The organism is Rhodopseudomonas sp. NSM (genome assembly GCF_052445935.1).
GTDB lineage: Bacteria > Pseudomonadota > Alphaproteobacteria > Rhizobiales > Xanthobacteraceae > Rhodopseudomonas.
In genome coordinates, this window is record NZ_JBQTCH010000007.1 from 108,222 (window position 1) to 134,764 (window position 26,543).

General features: G+C 67.5%; 25 protein-coding genes and 1 pseudogene. 13 read left to right on the forward strand and 13 right to left on the reverse strand.

The window, feature by feature from the left end:
- The first annotated feature begins 316 nt into the window (after window positions 1-316).
- Window positions 317-1,300, forward strand: coding sequence for a small ribosomal subunit Rsm22 family protein (locus tag ACTZWT_RS18200; RefSeq protein WP_444771087.1), 984 nt, complete (start codon window positions 317-319; stop codon window positions 1,298-1,300).
- 16 nt (window positions 1,301-1,316) lie between these two features.
- Here the strand turns inward: ACTZWT_RS18200 and ACTZWT_RS18205 are convergent, their stop codons facing one another.
- The 5 genes from ACTZWT_RS18205 to ACTZWT_RS18225 form a co-directional block, all read right to left on the reverse strand.
- Entirely contained in the window at window positions 1,317-2,507 is a 1,191-nt protein-coding gene (locus ACTZWT_RS18205; protein WP_444771088.1) for a cytochrome P450, read from the reverse strand.
- Between the two features lie 252 nt (window positions 2,508-2,759).
- Window positions 2,760-3,617 carry a class III extradiol dioxygenase family protein gene (locus ACTZWT_RS18210; protein ID WP_444771089.1) on the reverse strand — a complete coding sequence of 286 codons (858 nt, stop codon included), beginning with the start codon at window positions 3,615-3,617 and terminating at the stop codon, window positions 2,760-2,762.
- A 13-nt stretch (window positions 3,618-3,630) separates the two neighbouring features.
- Window positions 3,631-4,005, reverse strand: a complete 375-nt coding sequence (locus ACTZWT_RS18215) for a protocatechuate 4,5-dioxygenase subunit alpha (RefSeq protein ID WP_444771090.1) — start codon at window positions 4,003-4,005, stop codon at window positions 3,631-3,633.
- A 112-nt stretch (window positions 4,006-4,117) separates the two neighbouring features.
- Window positions 4,118-4,687 (reverse strand): NUDIX hydrolase, encoded by a 570-nt coding sequence (locus tag ACTZWT_RS18220; RefSeq protein WP_444771091.1) that lies wholly within the window; start codon window positions 4,685-4,687, stop codon window positions 4,118-4,120.
- A gap of 92 nt (window positions 4,688-4,779) precedes the next feature.
- Entirely contained in the window at window positions 4,780-4,986 is a 207-nt protein-coding gene (locus tag ACTZWT_RS18225) for a hypothetical protein (RefSeq protein WP_444771092.1), read from the reverse strand.
- Between the two features lie 245 nt (window positions 4,987-5,231).
- Between ACTZWT_RS18225 and ACTZWT_RS18230 the strand changes: the two genes are divergently transcribed.
- Complete coding sequence (locus ACTZWT_RS18230) at window positions 5,232-6,869, forward strand: class I adenylate-forming enzyme family protein (protein ID WP_444771093.1); 1,638 nt, start codon at window positions 5,232-5,234, stop codon at window positions 6,867-6,869.
- 291 nt (window positions 6,870-7,160) lie between these two features.
- Here the strand turns inward: ACTZWT_RS18230 and modD are convergent.
- Window positions 7,161-8,002: pseudogene (modD, locus tag ACTZWT_RS18235) on the reverse strand (ModD protein).
- Between the two features lie 228 nt (window positions 8,003-8,230).
- On the opposite strand from modD, the gene ACTZWT_RS18240 reads away from it, so the two are divergent.
- Together ACTZWT_RS18240 and ACTZWT_RS18245 are read left to right on the forward strand one after the other, a co-directional pair.
- Window positions 8,231-8,854: a DUF2478 domain-containing protein gene (locus ACTZWT_RS18240; RefSeq protein WP_444771094.1), complete on the forward strand. Its 624-nt coding sequence runs from the start codon at window positions 8,231-8,233 to the stop codon at window positions 8,852-8,854.
- A 12-nt stretch (window positions 8,855-8,866) separates the two neighbouring features.
- Window positions 8,867-9,259 (forward strand): ArsC/Spx/MgsR family protein, encoded by a 393-nt coding sequence (locus ACTZWT_RS18245; protein ID WP_444771095.1) that lies wholly within the window; start codon window positions 8,867-8,869, stop codon window positions 9,257-9,259.
- A gap of 12 nt (window positions 9,260-9,271) precedes the next feature.
- Here the strand turns inward: ACTZWT_RS18245 and ACTZWT_RS18250 are convergent, their stop codons facing one another.
- Window positions 9,272-9,886, reverse strand: coding sequence for an SAM-dependent methyltransferase (locus tag ACTZWT_RS18250; RefSeq protein ID WP_444771096.1), 615 nt, complete (start codon window positions 9,884-9,886; stop codon window positions 9,272-9,274).
- Between the two features lie 205 nt (window positions 9,887-10,091).
- On the opposite strand from ACTZWT_RS18250, the gene ACTZWT_RS18255 reads away from it, so the two are divergent.
- Both ACTZWT_RS18255 and ACTZWT_RS18260 read left to right on the forward strand, forming a co-directional pair.
- The gene (locus ACTZWT_RS18255; RefSeq protein ID WP_444771097.1) at window positions 10,092-11,222 is read left to right on the forward strand and encodes an NAD(P)/FAD-dependent oxidoreductase; all 1,131 of its coding nucleotides are present in this window, start codon (window positions 10,092-10,094) and stop codon (window positions 11,220-11,222) included.
- Window positions 11,223-11,244: 22 nt separating this feature from the next.
- The gene (locus ACTZWT_RS18260; protein WP_444771098.1) at window positions 11,245-11,613 is read left to right on the forward strand and encodes a rhodanese-like domain-containing protein; all 369 of its coding nucleotides are present in this window, start codon (window positions 11,245-11,247) and stop codon (window positions 11,611-11,613) included.
- Between the two features lie 18 nt (window positions 11,614-11,631).
- Here the strand turns inward: ACTZWT_RS18260 and ACTZWT_RS18265 are convergent, their stop codons facing one another.
- Window positions 11,632-12,057, reverse strand: coding sequence for a metalloregulator ArsR/SmtB family transcription factor (locus tag ACTZWT_RS18265; RefSeq protein ID WP_444771099.1), 426 nt, complete (start codon window positions 12,055-12,057; stop codon window positions 11,632-11,634).
- Window positions 12,058-12,266: 209 nt separating this feature from the next.
- Between ACTZWT_RS18265 and ACTZWT_RS18270 the strand changes: the two genes are divergently transcribed.
- Window positions 12,267-13,124 carry an alpha/beta fold hydrolase gene (locus ACTZWT_RS18270; protein ID WP_444771100.1) on the forward strand — a complete coding sequence of 286 codons (858 nt, stop codon included), beginning with the start codon at window positions 12,267-12,269 and terminating at the stop codon, window positions 13,122-13,124.
- A gap of 33 nt (window positions 13,125-13,157) precedes the next feature.
- Here the strand turns inward: ACTZWT_RS18270 and ACTZWT_RS18275 are convergent, their stop codons facing one another.
- The 5 genes from ACTZWT_RS18275 to ACTZWT_RS18295 form a co-directional block, all read right to left on the reverse strand.
- Window positions 13,158-14,204, reverse strand: coding sequence for a sulfate/molybdate ABC transporter ATP-binding protein (locus ACTZWT_RS18275; RefSeq protein WP_444771101.1), 1,047 nt, complete (start codon window positions 14,202-14,204; stop codon window positions 13,158-13,160).
- On the reverse strand, window positions 14,194-15,120 hold the full coding sequence (gene cysW, locus ACTZWT_RS18280; protein ID WP_444771102.1) for a sulfate ABC transporter permease subunit CysW: 927 nt from the start codon (window positions 15,118-15,120) through the stop codon (window positions 14,194-14,196). Before cysW ends, ACTZWT_RS18275 begins: the two co-directional genes overlap by 11 nt.
- Window positions 15,121-15,124: 4 nt before the next feature.
- Entirely contained in the window at window positions 15,125-15,961 is an 837-nt protein-coding gene (cysT, locus tag ACTZWT_RS18285) for a sulfate ABC transporter permease subunit CysT (protein ID WP_444771103.1), read from the reverse strand.
- A gap of 256 nt (window positions 15,962-16,217) precedes the next feature.
- Entirely contained in the window at window positions 16,218-17,207 is a 990-nt protein-coding gene (locus ACTZWT_RS18290) for a sulfate ABC transporter substrate-binding protein (protein WP_444771104.1), read from the reverse strand.
- Window positions 17,208-17,331: 124 nt separating this feature from the next.
- Window positions 17,332-18,060, reverse strand: a complete 729-nt coding sequence (locus ACTZWT_RS18295; protein ID WP_444771105.1) for a phosphoadenylyl-sulfate reductase — start codon at window positions 18,058-18,060, stop codon at window positions 17,332-17,334.
- Window positions 18,061-18,425: 365 nt separating this feature from the next.
- On the opposite strand from ACTZWT_RS18295, the gene cysD reads away from it, so the two are divergent.
- From cysD to ACTZWT_RS18325, 6 genes are all read left to right on the forward strand, one after another.
- A complete protein-coding gene (gene cysD / locus ACTZWT_RS18300; RefSeq protein ID WP_444771273.1) occupies window positions 18,426-19,220 on the forward strand; it encodes a sulfate adenylyltransferase subunit CysD in 795 nt (264 codons plus the stop codon).
- 43 nt (window positions 19,221-19,263) lie between these two features.
- Window positions 19,264-21,180, forward strand: coding sequence for an adenylyl-sulfate kinase (cysC, locus tag ACTZWT_RS18305; protein ID WP_444771106.1), 1,917 nt, complete (start codon window positions 19,264-19,266; stop codon window positions 21,178-21,180).
- 155 nt (window positions 21,181-21,335) lie between these two features.
- The gene (locus ACTZWT_RS18310) at window positions 21,336-22,952 is read left to right on the forward strand and encodes an ABC transporter substrate-binding protein (protein ID WP_444771107.1); all 1,617 of its coding nucleotides are present in this window, start codon (window positions 21,336-21,338) and stop codon (window positions 22,950-22,952) included.
- 24 nt (window positions 22,953-22,976) lie between these two features.
- Entirely contained in the window at window positions 22,977-23,954 is a 978-nt protein-coding gene (locus ACTZWT_RS18315) for an ABC transporter permease (protein WP_444771108.1), read from the forward strand.
- 3 nt (window positions 23,955-23,957) lie between these two features.
- Window positions 23,958-24,788 carry an ABC transporter permease gene (locus tag ACTZWT_RS18320; RefSeq protein ID WP_322514397.1) on the forward strand — a complete coding sequence of 277 codons (831 nt, stop codon included), beginning with the start codon at window positions 23,958-23,960 and terminating at the stop codon, window positions 24,786-24,788.
- Entirely contained in the window at window positions 24,785-26,422 is a 1,638-nt protein-coding gene (locus tag ACTZWT_RS18325; RefSeq protein WP_444771109.1) for an ABC transporter ATP-binding protein, read from the forward strand. Before ACTZWT_RS18320 ends, ACTZWT_RS18325 begins: the two co-directional genes overlap by 4 nt.
- The last annotated feature ends 121 nt before the right edge of the window (window positions 26,423-26,543 follow it).

Below are 26,543 nucleotides of genomic sequence, written 5' to 3' on the forward strand. Positions count from 1 at the left end.
GCGGGGAGGAGAGCAAAGGTGGCCTCCGGCCGCCGTTCTTCAGAAAGACGCCGATGCTCCGCATCGGCTATGGCGAAGCGGAGGCCGGGGTGGGGGTGCAACGAGCACTGAGCAAGTCATCCTTCGAGGGCCGCTTCGCGGCCACCTCAGGATGACGGCGAAACCTCTGAAGCTCACACTGCCCGTCATCGCCGGGCTTGACCCGGCGATCCATCCTCTTTGCAAGATGCTGCTTTCTCTTGCGCGCTCCGCGCGCGATGGATGCGCGGGTCAAGCCCGCGCATGACGTCGGTCTGTTGGGGAGTATGAGGACTGCATGATCCCCCCGTCCCTTCCCGCCGAACTCAAGGCCGCGCTGGAGCAGCAGCTGCACGGGTTGCCACGCGACGCCGCGGCGACGCGGGCGGGGGTGATTTCGCAGACCTATCGCGACGGCGGCACCTCCGCGCCGATCAGGACGCCGACCGACGCGCTGGCCTATGCGGGGGCGCGGATGCCGGCGACCTATGCGGCGGTGGCGGCGAGCCTGAATGCGGTGATCGGGATTCGGCCCGACTTTGCACCGGATGCGCTGCTCGATGTCGGCGCCGGGCCCGGCACCGCGAGCTGGGCTGCGGCGCAGGCGTTCGAGACGCTGGGCGCATTCACGCTGCTCGATGCGAACAGCGCGCTGCGCGAACTGGCGCGCACGCTGGCGCAGGACAGCCGGCTCGCGAAAGCAAACTACCAGCTCGGCGACGCGCGCAAGCTGCTGCGCGACGCGCCGGAGGCGGCGCTGGTGATCGCCAGCTACGTCATCAACGAACTCGACGACAGCGCGCGCGACGGTTTTATCGACGCGCTGTGGCGCAAGACCGCCGACACGCTGCTGATCGTCGAGCCCGGCACGCCGGCCGGCTACGCCCGCATCCTCGAGGCCCGCGCCCGGCTGATCGCGCAGGGCGCGCATCTGATCGCGCCGTGCCCGCACGAGAACGCCTGCCCGCTGCAAGCGCCGGACTGGTGCCACTTCGTGCAGCGGCTGCCGCGCTCACGCATCCATCAGCAGATCAAGGGCGCCGAACTGCCCTATGAGGACGAAAAGTTCATCTATCTGGCGGCCACCCGCGTCGCGCTGGGGCCACGACCGTCGCGCGTGCTGGCGCAGCCGGAGCTGACCAAGGCCGCGATCACCGCGAAGCTGTGCACGTCGCAAGGCCTGTTGCGCGCCGTCGCGCCGCGCCGCGACAAGCCGGCCTATGCGCGCTTCCGCCGGCTGGACTGGGGCGACACGATCGAGCCGGACGCTGCGCAAGACTAGCCGGCGCGCAACCCGGCTACGCGGCGCTGCGCGCGACCGCCTTGGTGGCCACCGCCATCTCCAGCCGCAGCGGGCTACGGAAGGTCGAGGACGGCATCCAGTCGAGCCGGGGCTGCACCCGCGTGTAGTCCGGCACCACCTTGTGAAACTCCTCGAACGCGATCCTGATTGCCATCCGGGCGATCGCCGAGCCGAGGCAGCCGTGGACGCCGCCGCCGAAGCCGAGATGACCCTTCGGCTTGCGCGCCAGATCGTAGACGTCCGGATTGGGAAACTGCCGCTCGTCGCGATTGGCGGAGCCATACGCCAGACAGACGAAATCGCCGGCCTTCATGGTGACGCCGTGCAGCGTCAGGTCGCTCTGCAGGCAGCGTTTGAATCGTTGGGCAGACGTGTTGTAGCGCAGCGATTCCTCGACCGCGTCGGGCAGCCGCGCCGGGTCGTCGACCACGGCGCGGCGAGCGTCGGCGAAGTCGGCGAGGTTGAGCGCCAGCATGCTCATGAAGCCGCCGAGCGATTCGATGCCGGCCATGATCAGCGTCGTCGTGGTCAGCAGCACCTCGCGCTCGTCCAGCCTGTCGCCGTCGATCTCGGCCATGCTGAAATGCGAGATCAGGTCGTTCTGCGGTTCGGCGCGGCGCTGCGCGATCACCTTTGCCGCGTAGTCCTGCATCCACGCGTAGGCGGCGAGATGCTCGGGCCCCTTGGCGCGGGTGACCGGATCGCTCTGCACCATCAGCACCGCCTTGTCGCGCACCGTCTGCTCGTCGCCGAGCGGCAGGCCCAATGCGGCGAACAGCACCCGCACGGTGAATTTCGACGAGAAGTCGGCGATGAACTCGAACTGCTCACGCCCGCGCAGCGCCTCGGCGGCGTCGCGCGCGATGTCGCGCATCGGCCCGGCCAGCGCCTCGAGATTGCGCTTCATGAAGGCGTGCTGGACGAGGCCGCGCAGCCGGTCGTGGCGCGGCGGATCGGTGGTGCCGAGCGTGGCGCCGGCGCGGCCCGGCAGCTCGGTCATCAGATTGCCCTTGGCCGACGAGAACACCTGCCAGTTGGTGCCGGCACCTGCGACGTCGATGTAGCGCGACAGCACCCACATCTGCGCCGGCTCGCTCCAGAACGCCGGATGCTCGTCGCGCAGGGTCCTGTACAGCGGGAACGGGTCGGCATCGACCGCGGGCGAATAGGGATCGAAGCTGAACATTGCGGTGTTTCCTCGTGATCGCGGCCGTATTGGCGACCGCTGTTGTCTTCCTTTGCGGACTAACCACCCCACCGACCTCATCCTGAGGAGCCCGACGAAGCCCGAAGGGCTTTGGTGGGCGTCTCGAAGGATGGGCCGCGGGTCCGTTGCATGGCCGCGACTCGCGACCTCGTGGTTCGAGACGCCCGGCTACGCTGCGCTACGCCGGGCTCCTCACCATGAGGGACTTTGACTCTCCACAGATGACGGCTTTTACGCCGCCTGCGCCAGCTTCGGCCGGTTTTCCAGCAGCATGATGCCCGACGCGGTGTTGGAGATCGGCAGGTGATAGTTGCGGTGCAGCTCGTGGACGTCGCCCAGCAGCGCGCCGCGCATCGCCACCCAGTTCATCACCTCGACGCCCTGGCTGCCGGCGAGTTCGACCAGTTCGTGCGGATCGATGCCGAGAATGCTCTCGATATCGCCGGTCATGGCGTCCATGCAGCGGCGGTCGAAGGCGGTGTTGATGAAGCCGGCGCGCTCGCCCTCTAATTGATGCGACAGCCCGCCGGTGCCGATCACCACGACTTTCATGTCTTCCGGATAGCTCTCGATGGCGCGGCCGATCGCCTGGCCGAGCTTGAAGCAGCGGCGCAGCGACGGCAGCGGATGCTGCACGGTGTTGACGACCACCGGCACGGTCGGGATGTCGTGCGCCCTTTCGCGGAAGAACAGTTCCATCGGCAGGCTGTAGGCGTGGTCGACCAGCATCTCCTGGCAGGTGACCGGATCGAATTCGGCGCCGACCAGCGTCTCGATGATGTGCCACGACAGCGCGGTGTCGCCGCGGAACGGCGCGCGCACCGGGATGCCCCAGCCTTCGTCCTCGTTGCGATACTCCGGCGCGGCGCCGACCGCGAAGGTCGGCATCTTGTCGAGGAAGAAGTTGAGGCCGTGATCGTTGTAGATCACCACCGCGGCGTCGGGCTTCACCGCGTCGAGCCAGCGATGCGTGGCGTCGAAGCCGTCGAAGAACGGCGCCCAATACGGGTCCTTCTGCAGGCCCTTGGCGATCGCGCCGCCGATCGCGGGCACGTGCGAGGCGGCGAGGCCACCGATGATCGTCGCCATGTCGGCTCTCCCTTCAACTATCTCTGGCGGCCAGAAGCTTCGCCTTGAACTGCTCGACGCTCATGCCGGTCTGCAGCGCGCCGATGTCCTGCATGTTGAGACCGAGGATGCCGGCGAATTTGGCGAGGTAGTAGGCGTTGCCGCCGTGATCGAGCAGCTTCAGCAGGTCGCGCTTCAGGATCGCGTCGGTCTGCGCGGCGGTGAGGCCGTAGCGCGCGCAATAGGCCGCCTCGTCCGCGACGAACTCGGCGCGGGCGGCGGCGGAATTGAAGGAGAAGCACATCTTGTTGAGGGCGTAGCCCTTCTGCGCCGATTCCGGCCCGAAGATCGGTGTCCCGAAAATCTCGCGCTTTGCGCCGCTGCGTTCGCGCGCCACAGCCTGACTCATGGCCGTCCCCTCCTGATCGTTTCCGTCTGCGGCCGTGCGGCCGCGTTTCGCAAACGATAGGCGGGGGCGGGAACCGGGAATTGAGCTGGATCAAATCAGCGGCGGGATGCGATCAGGGTCGTCCACCCGTCGCGCCGCGCCACCAATCTCGGATGCGGCGCAGCATGGAGGGTTGCGGATCGGCCGTGTCATCGGACCCCGCCAGCGGCGGCGCATCTGCCAGTTCGGCGATGACGTCGTCGGTCCACGGCGATTGAAGCGCCGGCGGCGTCCGCGCGGCGGCGGCGAGCACCAGCGGCCCGACATGGGCGAGGAAGGCCTGTTCGTGGCTGCGCGACAGCCGTTCGACCGCCTCGCGAAGCGGCAGCCAGTCGACCGCGCGGATGTCCTTCATCAGCGGGTGGGTCTGCACCGGCGCCGCCTCCATCCGCCAGAAATGCACCACCTTGGTGCGGCCGCCGGCCTCGCAGGCGAGCGTGCCGATGAATTCGTGAATCTCGACGAGGTGCCCGGTCTCTTCCAGCACCTCGCGCGCGGCGGCGGCGCGCGGCGTTTCGCCGCCGTCGAGCTTGCCCTTCGGCAGCACCCAGTCGTTGCGCTTGCGCATGCGGACGACGGCGAACAGCGGCTCGCCGCCGCGCCGCAAAACAATCCCGCCCGCTGCCAGCACAGGTGCCCGCAAGGTCACATCCTCGTTCGCTGCATGAAACTGCGTCGCGTCAGTATAGGCCGCGCATCAGCGCAGAGCGAGGTCCCACGCCGGTGCCGGCGGGATCACGGCGACGGCGGCGGCACCACCACCGGATAGCCGCGGTCCGGCGCGATCACGCAGCGATACACCCGCTTGTGCGCGGTCAGCCATCGCACGACGATGGCTCCGCAATTCCCGCATTTCAGCTGTCCCGGCTCGCCTTCCAGCGTCTCGGATTCCGCGCAGCGATAGACGGCGCCGCATCCGCACCCGACCTCGGTCAAAATCATCGCGGCATCCTCGATCACATGGGCCCGCAGCGTGGGAAATGTTGTCTTGATACGACGGGAAACTGACGCTTCGATGTCAGCATGGCGGCGGCGGGGAGGTCCATTCGGCTATTTTCACGCCCACGTTCGGCTGGCGGTACGCGCGTCCAGCGGGATAGTCTGGACGCAGCGCAGGCACGCGACCGGCGCCGGGCCGATCGCGCACCACCGCGGCGCGCGCAAGAAAACGACAACGGGAAACGCGCATGACTTTCTGGACACCTTCCGGCATCGGCGGACCGCTGCGCCGCGAAACCCATTACGGCGACCGCATGATGCTATGCTTCGCCGAGCGGCCGCCGACGCTGGCGGCGATGGTCGACGAACTCGTCGCCCGATTTGGCGACCGCCCAGCGATCGTCGACGAGGACGTCGCGCTGACCTATCGCGAACTCGACGACCTCGTCCGCCGGATCGCGGCGTCGCTGGCCGGCCTCGGCGTCGTTCCGGGCGACCGGGTCGCGCTGTTTCTCGGCAATTGCCGGGAGTTCCTGGCCGTCACGCTCGCCTGCAACCGGATCGGCGCGCTGCTGGTGCCGATCGGGACGCGGCAGCGCAAGGCCGAACTGGAGTTCCTGCTGAACAACTCCGGCGCCAAGATGCTGGTATTCGAGGCCGAACTGGCCGATCAGATTCCGTCGGCGGCGGAGGTCCCGACGCTGACGCATCGCTTCGCCGCGCATGGCGAGGCCGCCGGCGCGCGGCCGTTCGCCGATCTGCTGGCGGCGTCGCCCGCAGATGCGCCGATCGCGACGATCCACGAGGACGACACCGCGGTGATCCTCTACACCTCCGGCACCACCGGCAAGCCCAAGGGCGCCGAGCTGACGCATCTCAGCATCCTGCATTCGGCCTACGCCTTTGCCCGCGCGCTCGAACTGACCGAGCACGACCGCGGCCTCGTCGCGGTGCCGCTGTCGCATGTCACCGGGCTGGTCGGCGTGTCCTACGCGACGCTCGCCGCCGGCGGCTGCGTGGTGCTGATGCGGCAGGCCTACAAGACCGCGGATTTTCTCGCGCTGGCGAGCCGCGAGAAGATCACCTGGTCGATCCTGGTGCCGGCGATCTACACGCTGGCGGCGATGGCGCCGGAGTTCGACAAACACGATTTATCGGCGTGGCGGATCGGCTGCTTCGGCGGCGCGCCGATGCCGGTGCCGACCATCGAGATGCTGGCGCAGCGGCTGCCGCAACTGCAACTGCGCAACGCCTACGGCGCGACCGAGACGACGTCGCCGACCACGATCATGCCGCAGGCGCATTGGCGCGATCACATGGACAGCGTCGGGCAGCCGATCCCCTATGCGCAGCTGCGCGTCGTCGACGCCGACGACAACGAGGTCGCGCCGGGCGAGCCGGGCGAATTGCTGATCGCCGGACCGATGGTGGTGCCGCGCTATTGGCGGCGGGAGGATGCCAACGCGACGGAATTCGTCGGCGGCTACTGGCGCAGCGGCGATATCGGTTCGATCGACGCGGAGGGATTTGTGCGGGTGTTCGACCGCAAGAAGGACATGATCAACCGCGGCGGCTTCAAGATCTTCTCGGCCGAGGTCGAGAACGTGATCTGCGGCCTCGACGGCGTGCTGGAGACCGCGATCATCGGCACGCCGGACCCTGTGCTCGGCGAACGCGTCAACGCCATCGTGGTGACCAACGGGGATGCACGGCTGACCGAGCGCGACGTCGCCGCCTACTGCGCGGCGCGGATGTCGGACTACAAGGTGCCGGAAAGCATCATCATCCGCACCGACCCGCTGCCGCGCAACGCCAATGGCAAGATCCAGAAGACGGTGCTGCGCGAGACGATCGCCGAGCGGGCGGCGAGCTACACGCGGGCCTAGTCGACGCAGGTCGTGCGCACCGACTCTCACGCCACGGATCGTCATGCGCGGGCTTGACCCGCCTGCGGGGCCGTAGCCCCTTCGGCGCGGCGTAGGCCCGCGCATCCATCTCTCTTGGAAGGAGGATGGATTGCCGGGTCGAGCCCGGCCATGACGATTGTGGTTGTTACTTCGTTCGCGCGCCCACCTCCGCCTCGCCGTCATTGCGAGGAGCGCAGCGACGAAGCAATCCAGCACGCCACGCGCCGCCTCTGGATTGCTTCGCTGCGCTCGCAATGACGGGAAGAGACGTTACGTCGCCGGCCTGATCCTCACCTGCACGTCGCGCGGCTTCGCCATGTAGGGCGCCGACGTCACCAGCACCTGCGCGCCGGCCTGCGCGTAGTTCGCGGCGTTGCTTGCGTTGACGCCGCCGGCGGCGGCGATCACCGGGCGCAGCGGCGTCTCGGCGAGCCGCGCGACCAGGGCGGCGACGTCGGCGGCGCGAATTTCTCGAGCTGCAGCACGTCGAAGCCGGCCTCGGCGGCGGCCAGCGCCGCGTCGATCGAGGACACTTCGACAATCAGCTTCTTCTCCGGCACGGCGGCGCGCAGCCGCGCCACGGTCGTGCCCAGCGGCTCGTCGAGAAAGCCGCGATGCTCGGCGAACACCAGAATGGTTTCCGACAGGCCGAGCCGGTGCATGCCGGCGCCGCCGGCCTTCACCGCGGCGACCGCGAAGCGCTTGGTGCCGGGCGTGTTCTTGCGGGTGCAGGCAATCGCGATCGACGGCGACACCGCGCGCGCGGCCTCGACGATCTCGCGCGTCGCGGTCGCAACCCCCGACCAGATCTCGATCAGCGTCTGCGCCACCTTCCAGCCACGCAGCAGGCCGGACGCAGCGCCGCGCGCGATCAGGATCGGCGCGCCGGGCGCGAGCCGGTCTCCGGACCCGGCGATCTGTTCGACCTCGCAGCCGCACAGTCGCAGCATCGCCGCCGCATCCTCCGCCAGCGCCAGCACCATCGGATCGCGGGCGGTGAATTCCATGATTGCCGCCTGTGCGCCGATGCCGAGCGCCTCCGTGGTGAGGTCGCCATGCGGGACGTCGTCGTCGAGCAGGCGCTCCAGTTCGGTCATGGTCGCAGCGGGCATCGGGGTCCTCAGGCATGAGTCGCGGATCGGGACCATTCCCGGTCGCAATCGTTATGTCCATGACTATACAGCGATGTCGGGTTTGCGACGGCGGTACCAAGACGCCACCAACCCAATAAACCCTTGAATCAAGGCGCCTGCTGATCGCATCGCGTCGGCTTGTCCGGCATGGAGATTGCTAAACTGCACGCAGCGACGATCCGCCCCGCCGATCCAAGGATGCAGGCCATGACCGAGACCCCGACCGAGGCAGACACCCCGCGTATTGCGGCGATCGTCTATCGCGCCGAGGACGACGCCGACGGCCTGCTGGCGGCGTTCGCGTTCGACCGGCTGCGCGCCGGCGACCGGCTCGGCGGCGTGGTGCAGCGGAACATCAAGGACGCGTCCGGGCGCAGGACCGACATGCAACTGATCGACCTGATGACCGGGCGGGCGATCGGGATCTCGCAGATGCTCGGCGGCAGCGCCGGATCGTGCAAGCTCGACGCCGCCGGACTCGCGGAATCGGCGCAGGCGGTGACCCGCGCCGTCGCGGCAGAGGTCGCGCTCGTCGTCATCAACAAATTCTCCAAGCAGGAGGCGACCGGCCACGGGCTGCGCAGCGAATTCGCCGAGGCGATCGTCGCCGGCCGGCCGCTGCTGACCGCGGTGCCGGAGAAATGCGCCGAGGCCTGGCGCGACTTCATCGGCGATCAGGGCACCGAACTGCCGTGCACGCGCGCCGCCGTCGAGGCGTGGTGGCGCGAGGCAAGTTCGGAGCGCACCGCAGCGCTCTGCGCGCCGGGCCGAACCGGCACCACCGGCCGGCAGCCGGACGACCGTGACTGGCTGTGGCGAACGATCTGCTGAGGGAGCGAGCAAATGGCTGTTGTGGTGTTCTACGAAAAGCCCGGTTGCGTCGGCAACGCGTTGCAGAAGGCGCTGCTGGTCGCGTCGGGCCACGAGCTCGATGTACGCAATCTGCTGAGCGAGACCTGGACGCCGGAGACGCTGCGGCCGTTCTTCGGCAGCAAGCCGCTGGCGGAATGGTTCAACGCGTCGTCGCCGAAAGTGAAAGCCGGCGCGATCGACTTTGCTGCACTGACGGAGGAGTCGGCGCTGGCGCTGATGATCGCCGACCCGCTGCTGATCCGCCGGCCGCTGCTGCAGGCCGGCGACCGCCGCGAGTCCGGCTTCGATCAGCCGACCGTCGACGCCTGGATCGGCCTCAAACACACCGACATTCCGGTGACCGATCGCTGCGCAATGGAGTAGCGGGGCCGAGCGCTATTTCGGCTTCCAGCCGATCAGGTCGATCAGCGCCGACATCCCGACATGGCCGCTGCCTTCGACGATCTCGCTGTCGTGCTCGCGGATGCTGAGATTGTCGAAATCGCCGAACGCGGCTTCGAGCAGTTCGTGGGTGTAGAGATTGTCGGCGCGGCTCGGGCCGCCGGTCTTGTAGATCAATTGCTTCGGCCGGTAGCCTTCGATCAGCAGCAGCCCGCCCGGCTTCAAGGCGTCGCGGATCGCCTGGAAGATCCGCGGCCGCTGCTCGGCCTCGACGAACTGAAAGAAGATCCCGGCGATCACATCGAAGCCGCCCGGCCAGTCCCAGCTCAGCAGATCGGCGGTCTGCGTCTCGATCGTGACGCCGCGCTCGGCGGCGAGCCGTTGCGCCTTGCCCTGGGCGGCCGGCGAGAAGTCCACCGACCGCACCGACAATCCGCATTCCGCCAGGAACACGCCGTTGCGGCCCTCGCCGTCGGCGATCGACAGCGCCCGCCCCTGCTTCGGCAGGATGTCCCGGCACGACGCCAGAAACGCGTTGGGCGCGGTGCCGAACACATAGTCCTCGACCGCGAACCGGCCTTCCCAGCGGTTGAATTCGTCCGATGCCATCAGCGTCTCGACTTTCCCTGCGCCAGCGCGCAGCGCCATGCCGCCCCGCGAGCTTGGCCGCACCGCCGGTTCCGCGCAATCCCCGATCCGTCGATGGCAGCTATCGGACGCGGCCGCGGTGACATCGTCACAGACGCTCCGGCGCGGCCATGCGACCAACCGGGCGCAGAGGCGGAGGCCGCCGACGCCAATGGGAATGCCAGGGATGACGAACATCACCATCATCGGCTCGGGCTTCGCCGCTCTGACCGCGGCCCGCGCGCTGCGCAAGCGCAAGGTCGATGCGACCATCACCATGATCTCGCCGCGGCGCGAGCTGCATTTCCTGCCGAGCACGATCTGGATTCCGGCCGGCATCCGCAGCGGCGCGCGGCTGAGAGTGCCGCTGGCGCATTTCTTCGAGAAGCACCGGATCGATTTCGTCGAGGCCTCGGTGACCGGGCTGAAGGACGGCGGCCGCGTCGTCGTGACCGATCGCGGCGAGTATCCGAACGACCATCTGATCGTCGCCTGCGGCGCCCGCTTCATCCGCAAGCTGCCCGGCATCGAACACGCGCTGATCCCGTGCGAGGGCATCGCGGTCGGCGAGGAAATCGGCCGGCGGCTCGACGCGATGAAGGGCGGCACCATCGCGGTCGGCTTCGCCACCAATCCGGAGGAACCCGGCGCGATGCGCGGCGGGCCGATGTTCGAATTCCTGTTCATCATCGACACGCTGCTGCGTCAGCGCGGCAAGCGGCCGGGGTTCCAGATCGTGTTCTTCAGCCCGGCGGCACGGCCGGGCGCGCGGCTCGGCGAACGCGCCGTCGACGGCCTGCTGCGGGAGATGAAGGATCGCGGCATCGCCACGCAGCTCGGCCGCAAGATCCTGCGCATCGAGGAGCGCAAGGTCGTGCTCGACGGCGGCGGCGAGATCGACGCCGACCTGATCCTGTTCATGCCGGGCCTGACCGGCCCGGCCTGGCTCGCCAACACCGAACTGCCGCTGTCGCCGGGGGGGATGATCAGGGCCGACGAATGCTGCCGCGTCGAGGGGCTGCCGAATGTCTGGGTCGCCGGCGACGCCGGATCGTTCCCCGGCCCGGACTGGATGCCCAAGCAGGCGCATCAGGCCGACCTGCAGGCGCTCGCGGTGGCGGCCAACATCGCCGCGGTCGAGACCGGCGCCGAGCCGGCGACGCGGTTCAAGCCGGAGCTGGTGTGCATCGTCGACACGCTGGATTCCGGGATGCTGGTGTTCCGCAACGAGAAGTTCAATTTCGTCGGGCCGAAGATGAAGCTGTTTCACTGGCTGAAGCGGCTGTTCGAACGGCACTATCTGACGACGTTCCGCTGATGCAGCCCGCCGGGAGCCGATGATGGGTGTGAAAACGATATCGCCGATCGAGGCGCAGCGGTTGCTGGACGACGGCGCGGTGCTGGTCGATGTCCGCGAGCGCCACGAGATCGAGCGCGAGCGCATCGACGGCGCGATCGAACTGCCGCTGACGAGCTTCAGGAACGGCGACCTGCTCGACGCGCGCGGCCGCAAGGCGATCTTCTTCTGCCACTCCGGCGGACGGACGCGGATGTATGCCGGCCAGATCGCGGCGAAAGCGAACGGAGTCTGCGAGCCCTATGTGCTGGGCGGCGGCATTCTGGCGTGGCGCAAGGCCGGCTTCGACACCGTGAAGGGGCCGCAGCCGCCCGGCCTGTTCAAGCGGCTGTTCGGCGGCAACACGGACTGATCGTCACCGCGATCCGAACTACCGGCGTGCGGCGATCTTCTTCGCGGGGACCGTCTTGACCGGCCGCAGCACCGTGACCTTGGCGGCCCTGCCGCGCGGCTTGGCGCAGAAGATCGCGTGAAGCGCGAGAATCAGGCTGCGGACTTCCTCGCTCGCGAGCGAATAGAACACCTGCTGACCGTCGCGGCGAGTCTCCACCAGCCGCTCGCCGCGCAGCCGCGCGAGCTGCTGCGACACCGTCGGCTGGCGCTCCTCCAGCGTCGCGGCGAGTTCCGACACCGACTTCTCGCCCTCGGCGAGCAGGCACAGCATCACCAGCCGCGACGGGTTGGACAACGTCTTGAGGAATTCGCTGGCGACTCTCGCATTGTCGCGCAGATCGCTGGTGTTGACATGCGCCGGCCCATCCGTCGATGGCCTCCGGGCTCGCTTGGGCACGGACATCTCGTTCGCCTCTTGCAGGATTTGGGGACCGGAGCATCGCGGGAGTCGAGCCCGGCAGTCCCCTTGGAAAATCGACGCTCGCAGGATAATCCAATGATCGATCCGACGTTGCAACACATTGTCGAGCGGGCAAGCGCGTTGTTGCGGCACCATGGCGCATCATGCGCTCCCGTCGCCACACCGGCACGGATTCATCCGCGCGAGAGGCCATGCAGAATCCGGAAAGTCGCTTCTATCGGTCGCACGGGCTGCGGCTTCACTACGCCGACTGGGGCAACGACACCGCGCCGCCGCTGCTGCTGATCCATGGCGGCCGTGACCACGGCCGGAGCTGGGATCATCTGGCGCGATCGCTGCGGGCGGACTTCCACGTCGTCGCGCCGGATCTGCGCGGCCACGGCGATTCCGACTGGACGCTCGGCGGCAGCTACAGCCTGCCGGAATATGTCTACGACCTGACGCGGCTGCCGGCGTTCGAGGGCCGCGGGCCGATCACGATCATCGGCCATTCGATGGGCGGCATGGTGAGCCTGATCTACACCGGCACCTTTCCGGAAAACGTCGAAAGGCTGGTGGTGCTCGACGGCGTCACCGTGCTGCCGAATGCGAGGAAGCCGCCGGTGCACGAGCGCACCCGCAAATGGATCGGCCAGCTCGAGGCGCTGGAACAGCGCGAGCCGCGGCGCTATCGCGACATCGCCGAGGCGGCCGCGCAGATGCAGGCGCACAACAAGCGGCTGGCGCCGGAGCTGGCGCTGCATCTTGCCACCCACGGCGTGAAGCAGAACGACGACGGCAGCTACTCCTGGAAATTCGATCCGTATCAGCGGGTGATGGCGCCGCACCGGCTGTGGCCGGACGATCACGTCGCGCTGTGGGGCCGCATCGCCTGCCCGACGCTGCTGCTGTTCGCCGGCGAGAGCTTTCTCAGCGACGCGGCCGCAGCCGGAATCGCCGACGACTTCCCGCAGGCCCGCGCCGAAACCGTCGCCGGCGCCGGCCACTGGCTGCAGCACGACCGGCCCGACGAGGTGCTACGCCTGATCCGCGAATTCCTGCTCGGGTGAGCGCGGCGCGCTCGCGCCGCCTCCCGACGTCTCTCAGCGGTCGGCAAAAATCCGGTAGCGCTGCGGCTGCAGGCCGATGCGGTCGCCGACCTTGAGCGAGTGATCGCGCGGCGCGTCGATCTCGATCAGCGTGTCGCCGGCCAGGCCCTGCAGCACGATATCGGCGCGCTGCATCGGGCCGAACGCGCGCACCGACTTGACCGCGCCCTCGAACACGCCGCTGCCGCTCGGCCCGACCGCGACGTCGTGGCGGCGGACGAACAGTTTCGACGGGCCGGAGGCCGTCTCGGTCGGCGCGAGGTCGAGCACGCGGTCGCCGAGCCGGACGCGACCGTCCTGCACCTCGACCGGCAGCACGATGGATTCGCCGATGAAGCCGTGCACGAAGGCCGAGGCCGGACGCTCGTAGACGTCGCCGGGCGAGCCGATCTGTTCGATCCGGCCCTTGTCCATCACCACCACGCGGTTGGCGACTTCGAGCGCCTCTTCCTGATCGTGGGTGACGAAGATCGAGGTGACGTGGATCTCCTCGTGCAGATTGCGCAGCCAGGCGCGTAGTTCCTTGCGCACCTTGGCGTCGAGCGCGCCGAACGGCTCGTCGAGCAGCAGGATGCGCGGCTCGATCGCCAGCGCACGGGCGAGCGCGATGCGCTGGCGCTGGCCGCCGGAGAGCTGGTTCGGATAGCGGTCGGCGAGCCAGCCGAGTTGCACCAGGTCGAGCAGATCGCCGACGCGCTTCCTGATCTCCGCCTCGCTCCTGCGGATCTTGCGCGGCTGCACCCGCAGCCCGAAGGCGACATTCTCGAACACGCTCATGTGCCGGAACAGCGCGTAGTGCTGGAACACGAAGCCGACATGGCGCTCGGCGGCGCCGCGCGCCAGCGCGTCCTCGCCGTCGAACGCGATCGAGCCGGCGTCGGGCCATTCCAGCCCGGCGATGATCCGCAGCAGCGTGGTCTTGCCGGAGCCGCTCGGGCCGAGCAGCGCCATCAGCTCGCCGGTCTCGACCCGCAGGTCGACATTGTCGAGCGCGCGGAAGCTGCCGAATTCCTTGACGATATTGCGAACTTCAATGGTCATCGGTGTGCAGCCCTTCCTCGATACGGCCTTCCAGGATTGTCTTGACGATCAGCGTCACCAGCGCCAGCAGCGCCAGCAGCGAGGCGATCGCGAAGGCGGCGACCATCTGATACTCGTTGTAGAGAATTTCGACCAGCAGCGGCATGGTGTTGGTTTCGCCACGGATGTGACCCGAGACCACCGACACCGCGCCGAACTCGCCCATCGCACGGGCGTTGCACAGCAGCACGCCGTACAGCAGGCCCCATTTGATGTTCGGCAGCGTCACCCGCCAGAACGTTCGCCAGCCGCTGGCGCCGAGCGAGATCGCGGCTTCTTCCTCGTGCTGGCCCTGCTCCTGCATCAGCGGGATCAGTTCGCGCGCGACGAACGGGAAGGTCACGAAGGTGGTCGCCAGCACGATCGCCGGCAGCGCGAACAGGATCCGCACATCGTGGGCCATCAGCCACGGGCCGACAAAGCCCTGCGCGCCGAACAGCAGCACGAACACCAGGCCGGAGATCACCGGGCTGACCGAGAACGGCAGATCGATCAGCGTGATCAGCAGCGTCTTGCCGCGAAACTCGAATTTCGCGATCGCCCAGGCGGCGATCACGCCGAACACCAGGTTGAGCCCGACCGAGATCGCCGCCGCGACCAGCGTCAGCCGGATCGCCGCCAGCGCTTCGTCTCCCGCCAGCGCGTCGAGATAGAACGAGACGCCCTTCGACAGGGCCTCCGAGAACACCAGGATCAGCGGCAGCACCACGAGTATTGTGAGGAAGCCGACGGCGAAGCCGATGATCAGGAAGCGCACCCAGAACGGCTCGCTGTGCGCCGGGCGCCGCGCCGAATTTCCGGTGCCGGCTGTGGCAGCCGCAACGGCAGCGGGCTTGCGGGCGGAGCGCCTCAGCGGAGTGGTCGCGACCAGCGTCATCGTGTCACGCTCCGGCCAGCGACCGGGTCTGCGCCCAATGCTGCAGCCGGTTCAGAACGAGAATGATGAGGAAGGAGAAGATCAGCATCACCACCGCGATCGCGGTGGCGTCGGCGTAGCGGAATTCCGACAGCCGGATCACGATCAGCAGCGGCGCGATCTCCGAGACGTTGGGCAGATTGCCGGCGATGAAGATCACCGAGCCGTATTCGCCAACCGCGCGGGCGAAGGCGAGCGCGAAGCCGGTCATCACCGCCGGCGCCAGCGACGGCAGGATGACGCGGCGGATGGTCTGCCAGCGCGACGCGCCGAGCGATTCGGCGGCTTCCTCGATCTCGACATCGAGGTCGATCAGCACCGGCTGCACCGTGCGCACCACGAACGGAATCCCGATGAACACCATCGCCAGGAAAATCCCGAGCGGCGTGAACGCCACCTTGATGCCGAGTTCGGCGAGCGGCGCGCCGAGCCAGCCGTTCTGCGCGAACAGCGTCGTCAGCGCGATGCCGGCCACCGCGGTCGGCAGCGCGAACGGAATATCGACGATGGCGTCGAAGACCCGCCGGCCGGGAAAGCGATAGCGCACCAGCGCCCAGACGATCAGCAGCCCGGCGACGAGGTTGACGCAGGCGGCGGCGAACGCCAGGCCGAACGAGATCTTCAACGCATGCAGCGTACGCGGCGCCGTCACCGTCGCGAAGAATTCCGAGGGGCTGAGTTCGGCGGTCTTGACGAACAGCCCGGCCAGCGGAATCAGGATCATCAGCGACAGCCACATCAGGGTCAGGCCCATGGTGAGCCCGAAACCCGGCAACGACCGTCGTCGTGCGATCGCGCTCACAGTGTCACCTGCGCGCCGTCATTGCGAGGAGGCAAAGCCGACGAAGCAATCCAGTCTCCGGCGTGAGGCTTCTGGATTGCTTCGCTTCGCTCGCAATGACGTGGGGAGGCGCTGAAGATCGCCCGCATAGGCTCGGCGGCGTGGAAACGCCCCCTCACCCCTGCCCTCTCCCCGCAGGCGGGGAGAGGGAGCGCGCTGCCGTTGCTGCGAAGCATGTCACCCCCAATGAGCGATCGCGTTGCGACCCGCGCGCCGCTCAGTTCTTGTAGATCTTGTCGAACACGCCGCCTTCGGCGAAATGCTCGGCCTGCGCCCTGGTCCAGCCGCCGAAGGTCTCGTCGATGGTGAACAGCTCGACCTTTGCGAACGAATCGGCGTGCTTCTTCGCCACCTCGGGATCGCGCGGACGATAGAAGTTCCGTGCGGCGATTTCCTGACCTTCCGGTGTGTACCAATACTTCAGATAGGCATCGGCCACCACCCTGGTGCCCTTCTTGTCGACCACGCTGTCGACAACCGCGATCGGCGGCTCGGCGAGAATCGACAGCGATGGTGCCACGATCTCGAACTTGTCCTTGCCGAATTCCTTGACCGCCAGGAACGCCTCGTTCTCCCAGGCCAGCAGCACGTCGCCGACGCCGCGCTGGACGAAAGTCATCGTCGCGCCGCGGGCGCCGGTGTCGAGTACCGGGACGTTCTTGTAGATGTTGCCGACGAATTCCCGCGCCTTGTCGTCCGAGCCGTATGTCTTCAACGCGTAGCCCCAGGCCGCCAGATAGTTCCAGCGCGCGCCCCCGGAGGTCTTCGGATTCGGCGTGACCACGCTGACGCCGGACTTGATCAGATCGTCCCAATCCCTGATGCCCTTCGGGTTGCCCTTGCGCACCAGGAACACGATGGTGGAGGTATAAGGCGAAGCGTTGTCCGGCAGCCGCTTCTGCCAATCTTTCGCCAGCAAGCCCGTGTTGGCGATCGCATCGATGTCGTAGGCCAGCGCGATGGTGACGACGTCGGCCTGCAGGCCGTCGATCACCGAGCGCGCCTGCGAACCGGAGCCGCCGTGCGACTGCTTGATCTGCACGGTCTTGCCGGCTTCCTGCTTGTAGGACGCGATGAACGCCTTGTTGAATTCGGCATAGAGCTCGCGGGTCGGATCGTACGACACGTTGAGCAGCGTCACGTCCGCGGCATGCGCGGAGCTCGCGACCAGAAGGCCGGCGAACAGAGCCATCATTCGGCGAAACATTTCAGATCTCCATGGACCGGACGACGCCGTCGTCGTCAGCGGCGGAGCTGCGAAACTCAGGAATAAACCCGATCAAGTCAACGAAACCGGATTTCAATGTTGGCGTCGTTGCGACAGCAATCTGCTACGAGGTCTTCATCGTGTGAATGCCGCATTCCGTCTTGCCGCGGCCCTGCCAGCGGCCGGAGCGCGTATCCTGGTCCGAATCGGCGCGGCTGGTGCACGGCATGCAGCCGACCGACTGAAAGCCCGATGCCAGCAGCGGGTGCGGCGGCAGCCGGCCGAGCGCATAGATCGCGGCGATGTCGTCGCGCGACACATTGGCGAACGGATTGAACTTGAGCCGGACGCCGTCGGCTTCGACCACCGGAATCTCCGCGCGCACGCCGCCCTGGAACCGCTTGCGGCCGTTGATCCACGCCTCGAACGGCGCCAGCGCGCGGCGCAGCGGCTCGACCTTGCGGATGAAGCAGCATTGGTCCGGATCGGAGAACCACAATTCGCGCGCCGGATCGTCGCGATCGAGATCGGCGTCGAGCGGCTTGATCGTGCGTACGTCGGTGAGACCCAACCGATCGATCAGCGTATCGCGGTAACCGAGTGTCTCTTCGAACAGCCAGCCGGTGTCGAGGAAGATCACCGGGATCGCCGGATCGACGTCGGCCATTACCTTGAGCAGCGCCGCAGCCTCAGTGCCGAACGACGACACCAGCGCCAGACGCTCGCGTCCGGTCTCGCGCAGCGCCGCGGCGATGATCCCGGCGGGCGACGCGGTGCGGAGCGCTGCATCGAGTTCGCGCGCCCGCGCGTCGACGTCGACAGCCGGGGAGTCAGATTGCGCCAGTCCATCCATGTCGTCACGTCCTGATCGCGGCAGCGGCCCGATGAAGCAAGACGCAGGGCTGCCGGCACCGCTGGTCCGAAGAAGGATTGACTAGAATTATTTTCTATCTATGTATCTTACAAGTCAGATAGATAGAAAATTATTCTTTCTTCTGATCCGTTCGTACGTAGAAATTCTATCCCCTAATGGCGCGCCGCAGAGATGTTCGTTCTCCCGACGATGATGACGACCTCCCCGCCGCGCACGCACGACACCCCGGAGCGATCCGGGACCGCTTTTCCGGGAGCCCGTGAATGACCCTCGCCGCACGCCAAGCCGCCTCCCCCGACCCGACCTTGCTCCCCGATCCCGATCGCCGCGAGCAGTTGCGTCCGATGGATCACCTCGACGCGCTGGAAGCGCAGAGCATCTACATTTTCCGTGAAGGTTTTGCGCGGCTGAAGAAGCTGGCGCTGCTTTGGTCGCTCGGCAAAGATTCCAACGTGATGATCTGGCTGGCGCGCAAGGCGTTCTTCGGCAAGGTGCCGTTCCCGGCGCTGCACGTCGACACCGGCAAGAAATTTCCGGAGATGTATGCGTTTCGCGAACACTACGCCAAGGAATGGGAGCTCGATCTGCGGGTCGATCCCTGCCCGCCGATCGACAGCGTCGACCCGACCCTGCCGCCGGCGGCGCGCTCGGCGGCGCGCAAGACCGAAGGGCTGAAGCTGGCGCTCGCAAAATACGGCTTCGACGGACTGATCGCCGGCATCCGCCGCGACGAGGAAGCGACCCGCGCCAAGGAGCGCGTGTTCTCGCCGCGCGGCACCGAGGGCGGATGGGACGTGCGCGACCAGCCGCCGGAATTCTGGGATCAGTTCAACGCCTCGCCGCCGCCCGGCGCTCATCTGCGTATTCACCCGATCCTGCATTGGACCGAGGCCGATATCTGGGCCTACACCAAGCGCGAGAACATCCCGATCATCCCGCTGTATCTGGCGAAGGACGGCAAGCGCTATCGCTCGCTCGGCGATCAGGACATCACTTTCCCGGTGGCGTCGCACGCCTCGTCGATCGACGAGATCCTGCATGAACTGCAGACCACCAAGGTGCCGGAGCGCGCCGGCCGCGCGCTCGACCACGAGACCGAGGACGCGTTCGAGCGGCTTCGCGTCGCCGGTTATCTGTGAGCTGTGACTTCGCACCAAGTGATTTTCGACAATGAGTGACGCCATGACCATCGCCGTCCCGCCCGCCACGCTGTCCACGCCGAACGGCACCACGCGCCCGCTGGTGCGCATCGTCATCGTCGGCCATGTCGACCACGGCAAATCGACGCTGGTCGGCCGCCTGCTGCACGAAACCGGCTCGCTGCCCGACGGCAAGCTCGAGATGCTGAAGGCGGTCAGCGCCCGGCGCGGCATGCCGTTCGAATGGTCGTTCCTGCTGGATGCGCTGCAGACCGAGCGCGACCAGGGCATCACCATCGACACCACCCAGATCTCGTTCCGCACCCGCTCGCGCGACGTCGTGCTGATCGATGCGCCCGGCCACGCCGAGTTTTTGCGCAACATGATCACCGGCGCCTCGCAGGCCGACGGCGCGGTGCTGATCATCGACGCGCTGGAAGGCGTCCGCGACCAGACGCGGCGGCACGGCTATCTCTTGCAACTGCTCGGCATCAAGCAGGTCGCGGTGGTGGTCAACAAGATGGACCGCGTCGACTTCTCGGCCGAGCGGTTCGGCGCGATCAGCGACGAGATCAGCGCGCATCTGATCGCGCTCGGCGTCACGCCGACCGCGGTGATCCCGATTTCGGCACGTGACGGCGACGGCGTCGCCGAGCGCACCGCGAACATTGCCTGGTATCAAGGCCCGACCGTGGTCGAGGCGCTGGATTCGCTGACGCCGTCGCAGCCGCTGGATCTGTTGCCGCTGCGGCTGCCGGTGCAGGCGATCTACAAATTCGACGACCGCCGCATCGTCGCCGGCCGCATCGAGTCGGGCCGGCTGGAGGCCGGCGACGACATCGTGATCATGCCGGCCGGCAAGATCGCGAAGATCAAGACGGTCGAGAGCTGGCCGGCGACGCCGGTCGAAGGACCGCAGGGCGCCGGCCGCTCGGTCGGCATCACGCTCGACCGCGAATTGTTCGTCGAACGCGGCGACGTCATCGGCCATGTCGGCACAGCGCCGCGTGATACGCGACGGCTGCGCGCGCGGATCTTCTGGCTGCACGATCAGCCGCTGACCGCCGGCGCCACGCTGCTGGTGCGGCTCGGCACCCGCGAGACCCGCGCCACCGTTGTGGCGATCGAGAAGGCGGTCGATCCCGGCGACCTCGCCAGCGAGGCGGCGAGCGCGATCAAGCGCAATCATGTCGGCGAGATCGACCTGTCGCTGGCGCAGCCGGTGGCGGCCGACCAGGCCGACGAATTCCCGCGCAGCGGCCGGCTGGTGATCGAGGTCGGCGGCCGCATCGCCGGCGGCGGGCTGGTGCTCAGCGTCGATAGCGGACAGCGCGCCGCCACCGCCGACATCGTGCCGGTGGAATCCGCGCTGAAGCCCGAGGAGCGCGCCGCGCGGTTCCGGCACCACGGCGCGGTGCTGTGGTTCACCGGCCTGCCGGGCTCGGGCAAATCGACGCTGGCGAAAGCGCTGGAGCGACGGCTGTTCGATCGCGGCGGCTCGCCGATCCTGCTCGACGGCGACACGCTGCGCGCCGGACTCAACGCCGACCTCGGCTTCACGCCGCAGGACCGCGCCGAGAACATCCGCCGCCTCGCCGAGATCGCCGCGCATCTCGCCGCCAACGGCCATATCGCGATCGTCGCCGCGGTGTCGCCGGCGCTCGCCGACCGCGCCGCCGCGCGCCGTATCGCCGGTGATCATTTCCGCGAAATCCATGTCGCGACGCCCGCCGAGGTCTGCGAGCAGCGCGACCCGAAGGGGCACTACGCCAAGGCCCGCGCCGGCGCGCTGCAGAACTTCACCGGGATCGGCAACGACTATCAGCCGCCGACCGCGAGCGAACTGGTGATCGATACATCGGCGCTGACCGTGGCCGAGGCGGCCGACCAGGTCGAGACGATGCTGGCGCGCAGCGGCGTCGTGTTCGACGAGCTGGTCGATCTCGCCGCTAATATCTGATCGCCTTCGGCCCGACGAAACTGATCATTCACGCTTTGCGCATCCGGCAGCAGACATCTGCCGGGGCCGGCCGCAATTAGAAATCGCTTGATCGGCGGCGCTCCCGTATCGTCTTATGCGTCCGCCCGCATTGCAGCATCACTCCAGGAGACCGCATGGCCCTTTCGCGCATCGAGATCAATCGCCGGACCGTTCTGCTGACGTCGGCCGCCATCGCCGCCAATGTGATCAATCCGATGCGGGCGTTCGCACAGGAAACCCCGCGCAAGGGCGGCGTGTTCAACGTGCACTACGGCGCAGAGCAGCGCCAGCTCAACCCCAGCTTGCAGGCCTCGACCGGCGTCTACATCATCGGCGGCAAGATCCAGGAGCCGCTGGTCGATCTCGATGCCGCCGGCAATCCGGTCGGCGTGCTGGCCGAGAGCTGGGAATCGACGCCGGACGGCAAGACCATCACCTTCAAGCTGCGCAAGGGCGTCACCTGGCACGACGGCAAGCCGTTCACCTCGGAAGACGTCGCCTTCACCGCGCTGAACATGTGGAAGAAGATCCTGAACTACGGATCGACGCTGCAATTGTTCCTCACCGCGGTCGACACCCCCGATCCGCAGACCGCGATCTTCCGCTACGAGCGGCCGATGCCGCTCAATCTGCTGCTGCGCGCGCTGCCCGACCTCGGCTACGTCTCGCCCAAGCACATCTACGAGACCGGCGACATCCGCCAGAACCCGGTCAATCTCGCGCCGATCGGCACCGGCCCGTTCAAGTTCAACAAATACGAGCGCGGCCAGTACATCATCGCCGACCGCAACGACAATTACTGGCGCCCGAACGCGCCCTATCTCGACCGCATCGTCTGGCGGGTGATCACCGACCGCGCCGCAGCCGCCGCCCAGCTCGAGGCCGGCGGCCTGCATCTCAGCCCGTTCTCGGGTCTGACGATCTCCGACATGGCGCGGCTCGGCCAGGACAAGCGCTTCATCGTCTCGACCAAGGGCAACGAGGGCAACGCCCGCACCAACACGCTGGAGTTCAACTTCCGCCGCAAGGAGCTGTCGGACATCCGCGTCCGCAAGGCGATCGCGCATGCGATCAACGTGCCGTTCTTCATCGACAACTTCCTCGGCGATTTCGCCAAGCTCGGCACCGGGCCGATCCCCTCGACCTCGACCGACTTCTATCCGGGCCCGAACACGCCGCAATATCCGTACGACAAGAAGAAGGCGATCGCGCTGCTCGACGAGGCCGGGCTGAAGCCTGCCGCCGGCGGCAACCGCCTCACGTTGCGGCTGCTTCCCGCGCCGTGGGGCGAGGACATCTCGCTGTGGGCGACCTTCATCCAGCAATCGCTGGGCGAAGTCGGCATTCAGGTCGAGGTGGTGCGCAACGACGGCGGCGGCTTCCTCAAGCAGGTCTATGACGAGCACGCCTTCGACCTCGCCACCGGCTGGCACCAGTATCGCAACGATCCCGCGGTCTCGACCACGGTGTGGTATCGCTCCGGCCAGCCCAAAGGCGCGCCCTGGACCAATCAATGGGGCTGGAAGGACGAGGCGATCGACAAGATCATCGACGACGCCGCCACCGAAGTCGATCCGGTCAAGCGCAAGGCGCTGTATGCCGACTTCGTCACCCGCGCCAATGGCGAGCTGCCGCTGTGGATGCCGATTGAACAATTGTTCGTCACGGTGATCTCGGCGAAGGCACGCAATCACTCCAACAATCCGCGCTGGGCGTCGTCGACCTGGCATGATCTTTGGCTGGCCGAATAGCGCCAACTCCGCCAAGATGATCGCATGCGTATCCTGAGCCTCGCGGGGCGGCGGCTCGCCGCCTCGATCCCGACCTTGTTGCTGATCCTGATCGGCATCTTCCTGCTGCTGCAATTCGCGCCGGGCGACACCGTCGACGCGATGATGGCGCAGATGGGGGGCGGCGACGCCGCGACCGCGCGCGAGCTGCGGCAGTTCTACGGGCTCGATCTGTCGGTGCCAATGCAGCTCGGCAACTATCTGTGGCGGCTGGTGCGGTTCGATCTCGGCTTCTCGTCGATCTACGGCAAGCCGGTCGCCACCGTGATCCTGGAGCGGCTGCCGCCGACGCTGCTCTTGATGACAGCGTCGCTGTCATTCGCGTTCTTCGCCGGCCTGGTGCTCGGCGTGATCGCCGCGCGCGGCGTCAACAAATGGCCCGACACGCTGATCTCGACGCTCGGACTGATCTTCTACGCGACGCCGTCGTTCTGGTTCGGCCTGATGGCGATCGTGGTGTTCTCGGTGTATCTGCAATGGCTGCCGGCCGGCGGCTTCGAGGACATCGGCGCGGCCTCGACCGGGCTCGCCCGGACGCTCGACATCGCCAGCCATCTGGTGCTGCCGACGCTGACGCTGGGGTTGATCTTTCTGGCGATTTACTTACGCATCATGCGCGCCTCGATGCTCGAAGTGCTCAACCTCGATTTCGTCCGCACCGCCCGCGCCAAGGGCCTCGACGAGACCCGCATCGTGGTGCGCCACGTGCTGCGCAACGCGCTCTTACCGATGGTGACGCTGATCGGGCTGCAGGCCGGCACCATGCTGGGCGGCTCGGTGGTGGTCGAGAGCGTGTTCTCGCTGCCCGGCCTCGGCCGGCTCGCCTACGAATCGGTGGTGCAGCGCGACCTCAACACGTTGCTCGGCATCGTGTTCGTCTCGGCGCTGCTGGTGATCGCTGTCAATTTCCTGGTCGACCTGCTGTATGCCCGGCTCGACCCGCGCATCTCGGCCGGGACGTAAGCGATGGATGCGATCAAGCGTTACTTCCGCAGCCCCGCCGCGATCGTCGGCTTGCTGCTGTTGCTGGTGGTGATCGGCATGGCGATCAGCGCCGGCTGGTTCTACCCGCGCGATCCCCTGTCGCTCGCCGGCCGGCCGCTGATCTGGCCGTTCAGCAATCCGCGCTTCTTGCTCGGCACCGACAATTCCGGCCGCGACATCGCAGCCCAAATCTTCCATGGCGCGCGGATCGCGCTGTTGATCGGCGGCGCCGCCACCGTGATCGCGGTGGTGATCGGCGTGCTGATCGGCGCCTTCGCGGGCTATTTCGGCGGCTGGGTCGACACCGTGCTGATGCGCATCACCGAGGCGTTCCAGATCCTGCCGAACTTCGTTTTGTTACTTGTGCTGGTCGCGGTGTTCGGCTCGACGCTGACCACGGTGACGATCGCGGTCGGCATCGTGTCGTGGCCGGCGCCGGCGCGACTGACGCGCGCCGAGTTCCTCAGCCTGCGCAACCGCGAATTCGTCCAGGCCGGCCGCACGCTGGGCATGAAGGACCTGCAACTGATCCTCGGCGAGATCCTGCCCAACGCGCTGCCGCCGGTGATCGTCTATGCCAGCGTGGTGATGGCGGTGGCGATCCTGCTGGAAAGCGCGCTGGCGTTCCTGCGGCTGTCCGATCCCAACGTCGCCTCCTGGGGCAATCTGATCGGGCTCGGCCGCGACGTGCTGCGCGTGCAATGGTACGTCGCCGCGATCCCCGGCATCGCCATCCTGCTCACCGTGCTGGCGGTGTCGCTGGTCGGCCAGGGGCTGAATGATGCGCTCAACCCGAGGCTGAAGGGACGATGACGGACAACAAAGCCGCCGTCCTGACGCTCGACAAGCTTTGCGTCCGCCTGCCCAAGGGCGCCGACCGCAGCCACGCGGTCCGCGACGCCTCGCTGTCGATCGCCGCCGATGAGATCCTTTGCGTGGTCGGCGAGTCCGGCTCCGGCAAGTCGATCATGGCGAACGCGGTGATGCGGCTGCTGCCCGGCGGCGTCGCGCTCGACGGCGGCCGCGTGCTGTTCGAGGGCCGCGATCTGGCGCAGGCCAGCGCCGCCGAGATGCGCGCCGTGCGCGGCGCCGGCATCGCGATGGTGTTTCAGGAGCCGATGACCGCGCTGAACCCGCTGCGCTCGATCGGCGACCAGATCGGCGAGATGTTCCGCATCCACACCGACCTGTCGAAGAAGGAGATCCGCGCCAGGGTGCTGGCGCTGCTGGAGGACGTGCGGATTCCCGATCCGCTGCGCACCGTCGACGCCTATCCGCATGAACTCTCCGGCGGGCAACGCCAGCGCGCGATGATCGCGATGGCGCTGGCGCTCGACCCGAAGCTCTTGATCGCCGACGAACCCACCACCGCGCTCGATGTGACCACACAAGCACAGATCCTGACGCTGATCCGCGAACTGCAGCATCGCCGCAACACCGCGGTGCTGTTCATCACCCATGATTTCGGCGTCGTCGCCGAGATCGCCGACCGCGTCGCGGTGATGCAGCACGGCGTCATCGTCGAGCAGGGCGCGGCCGACGACGTGCTGCACCGGCCGCAGCATCCCTACACGCGGCAACTGATCGCCGCGGTGCCGCCGCTGACCGCGCCGCCGCCGCGGCCGATCGCGGCTGAAACGATCCTCAGCATCGACAAGGTCTCGAAGATTTTCCGCACCGGCGGATTCCTCGGCCGTGGCGCGCGCGTGACCGAGGCTGTCAAGTCAGTCTCGCTGCAATTGCCGCGCGGCGCCACGCTCGGCATCGTCGGCGAAAGCGGCTCCGGCAAATCGACGCTGGCGCGCTGCATCATCCGGCTGCTCGATCCCGACGGCGGCTCGATCCTGCTCGACGGCCGCGACTGGGCGACGATGCCGCGCGAACAGGTGCGCCGCGAAACGCGCCACATGCAGATGGTGTTTCAGGATCCGTTCGCCTCTCTCAACCCGCGCCACAAGGCCGAAGAATTAGTTGCGCAGGGCCCGATCATTCACGGCACGCCGCGCAAGCAGGCGATCGCCGAGGCGCGCGAGCTGTTCGCGCTGGTCGGGCTCGATCCATCGGCCGGCGACCGGCTGCCGCACGAATTCTCCGGTGGCCAACGCCAGCGCATCGGCCTCGCTCGCGCGCTCGCACTGAAGCCCGACGTGCTGATCGCGGACGAAGCCGTGTCGGCGCTCGACGTCTCGGTGCAGGCGCAGGTGCTGCGGCTGCTCGCGGATTTGCGCGAGCGGCTGGGCCTGTCGATCATCTTCATCACCCACGATCTGCGCGTCGCCGCGCAGATCTGCGACCTCGTCGCGGTGATGAAGGACGGCGAAGTCGTCGAACACGGCCCGGCGGGCGACATCTTCAACGCGCCGCAGCACCCGTATACGCAGGCGCTGCTCGCCTCGATCCCGGGCGGCGATTTCGCGCGGAGTCATCCGGTGGAGGCGGTGACGTAATCGCCACGCAGCAGGCGCCGTCATCCTGAGGTGCGCGCTCTTGCGCGCCTCGAAGCGTCATCCTGAGGTGCGAGCGTAGCGAGCCTCGAAGGATGCGGCCACAGGCACGCGCGGCCCATCC

Bases quoted from the DNA above. Each gene is read 5' to 3' on its own strand.
- ACTZWT_RS18320 (WP_322514397.1), top strand. From the start codon at position 23,958: ATGGATGCGATCAAGCGTTACTTCCGCAGCCCCGCCGCGATCGTCGGC.
- ACTZWT_RS18310 (WP_444771107.1), top strand. From the start codon at position 21,336: ATGGCCCTTTCGCGCATCGAGATCAATCGCCGGACCGTTCTGCTGACG.
- ACTZWT_RS18295 (WP_444771105.1), bottom strand. From the start codon at position 18,060: ATGGATGGACTGGCGCAATCTGACTCCCCGGCTGTCGACGTCGACGCG.
- ACTZWT_RS18290 (WP_444771104.1), bottom strand. From the start codon at position 17,207: ATGTTTCGCCGAATGATGGCTCTGTTCGCCGGCCTTCTGGTCGCGAGC.
- ACTZWT_RS18325 (WP_444771109.1), top strand. From the start codon at position 24,785: ATGACGGACAACAAAGCCGCCGTCCTGACGCTCGACAAGCTTTGCGTC.
- ACTZWT_RS18315 (WP_444771108.1), top strand. From the start codon at position 22,977: ATGCGTATCCTGAGCCTCGCGGGGCGGCGGCTCGCCGCCTCGATCCCG.
- ACTZWT_RS18255 (WP_444771097.1), top strand. From the start codon at position 10,092: ATGACGAACATCACCATCATCGGCTCGGGCTTCGCCGCTCTGACCGCG.
- ACTZWT_RS18245 (WP_444771095.1), top strand. From the start codon at position 8,867: ATGGCTGTTGTGGTGTTCTACGAAAAGCCCGGTTGCGTCGGCAACGCG.
- ACTZWT_RS18240 (WP_444771094.1), top strand. From the start codon at position 8,231: ATGACCGAGACCCCGACCGAGGCAGACACCCCGCGTATTGCGGCGATC.
- cysW (WP_444771102.1), bottom strand. From the start codon at position 15,120: ATGACGCTGGTCGCGACCACTCCGCTGAGGCGCTCCGCCCGCAAGCCC.
- ACTZWT_RS18215 (WP_444771090.1), bottom strand. From the start codon at position 4,005: ATGAGTCAGGCTGTGGCGCGCGAACGCAGCGGCGCAAAGCGCGAGATT.
- ACTZWT_RS18225 (WP_444771092.1), bottom strand. From the start codon at position 4,986: ATGATTTTGACCGAGGTCGGGTGCGGATGCGGCGCCGTCTATCGCTGC.
- ACTZWT_RS18200 (WP_444771087.1), top strand. From the start codon at position 317: ATGATCCCCCCGTCCCTTCCCGCCGAACTCAAGGCCGCGCTGGAGCAG.
- cysC (WP_444771106.1), top strand. From the start codon at position 19,264: ATGACCATCGCCGTCCCGCCCGCCACGCTGTCCACGCCGAACGGCACC.
- ACTZWT_RS18260 (WP_444771098.1), top strand. From the start codon at position 11,245: ATGGGTGTGAAAACGATATCGCCGATCGAGGCGCAGCGGTTGCTGGAC.
- cysD (WP_444771273.1), top strand. From the start codon at position 18,426: ATGGATCACCTCGACGCGCTGGAAGCGCAGAGCATCTACATTTTCCGT.
- ACTZWT_RS18210 (WP_444771089.1), bottom strand. From the start codon at position 3,617: ATGGCGACGATCATCGGTGGCCTCGCCGCCTCGCACGTGCCCGCGATC.
- ACTZWT_RS18270 (WP_444771100.1), top strand. From the start codon at position 12,267: ATGCAGAATCCGGAAAGTCGCTTCTATCGGTCGCACGGGCTGCGGCTT.
- ACTZWT_RS18275 (WP_444771101.1), bottom strand. From the start codon at position 14,204: ATGACCATTGAAGTTCGCAATATCGTCAAGGAATTCGGCAGCTTCCGC.
- ACTZWT_RS18230 (WP_444771093.1), top strand. From the start codon at position 5,232: ATGACTTTCTGGACACCTTCCGGCATCGGCGGACCGCTGCGCCGCGAA.
- ACTZWT_RS18265 (WP_444771099.1), bottom strand. From the start codon at position 12,057: ATGTCCGTGCCCAAGCGAGCCCGGAGGCCATCGACGGATGGGCCGGCG.
- ACTZWT_RS18250 (WP_444771096.1), bottom strand. From the start codon at position 9,886: ATGGCATCGGACGAATTCAACCGCTGGGAAGGCCGGTTCGCGGTCGAG.
- ACTZWT_RS18205 (WP_444771088.1), bottom strand. From the start codon at position 2,507: ATGTTCAGCTTCGATCCCTATTCGCCCGCGGTCGATGCCGACCCGTTC.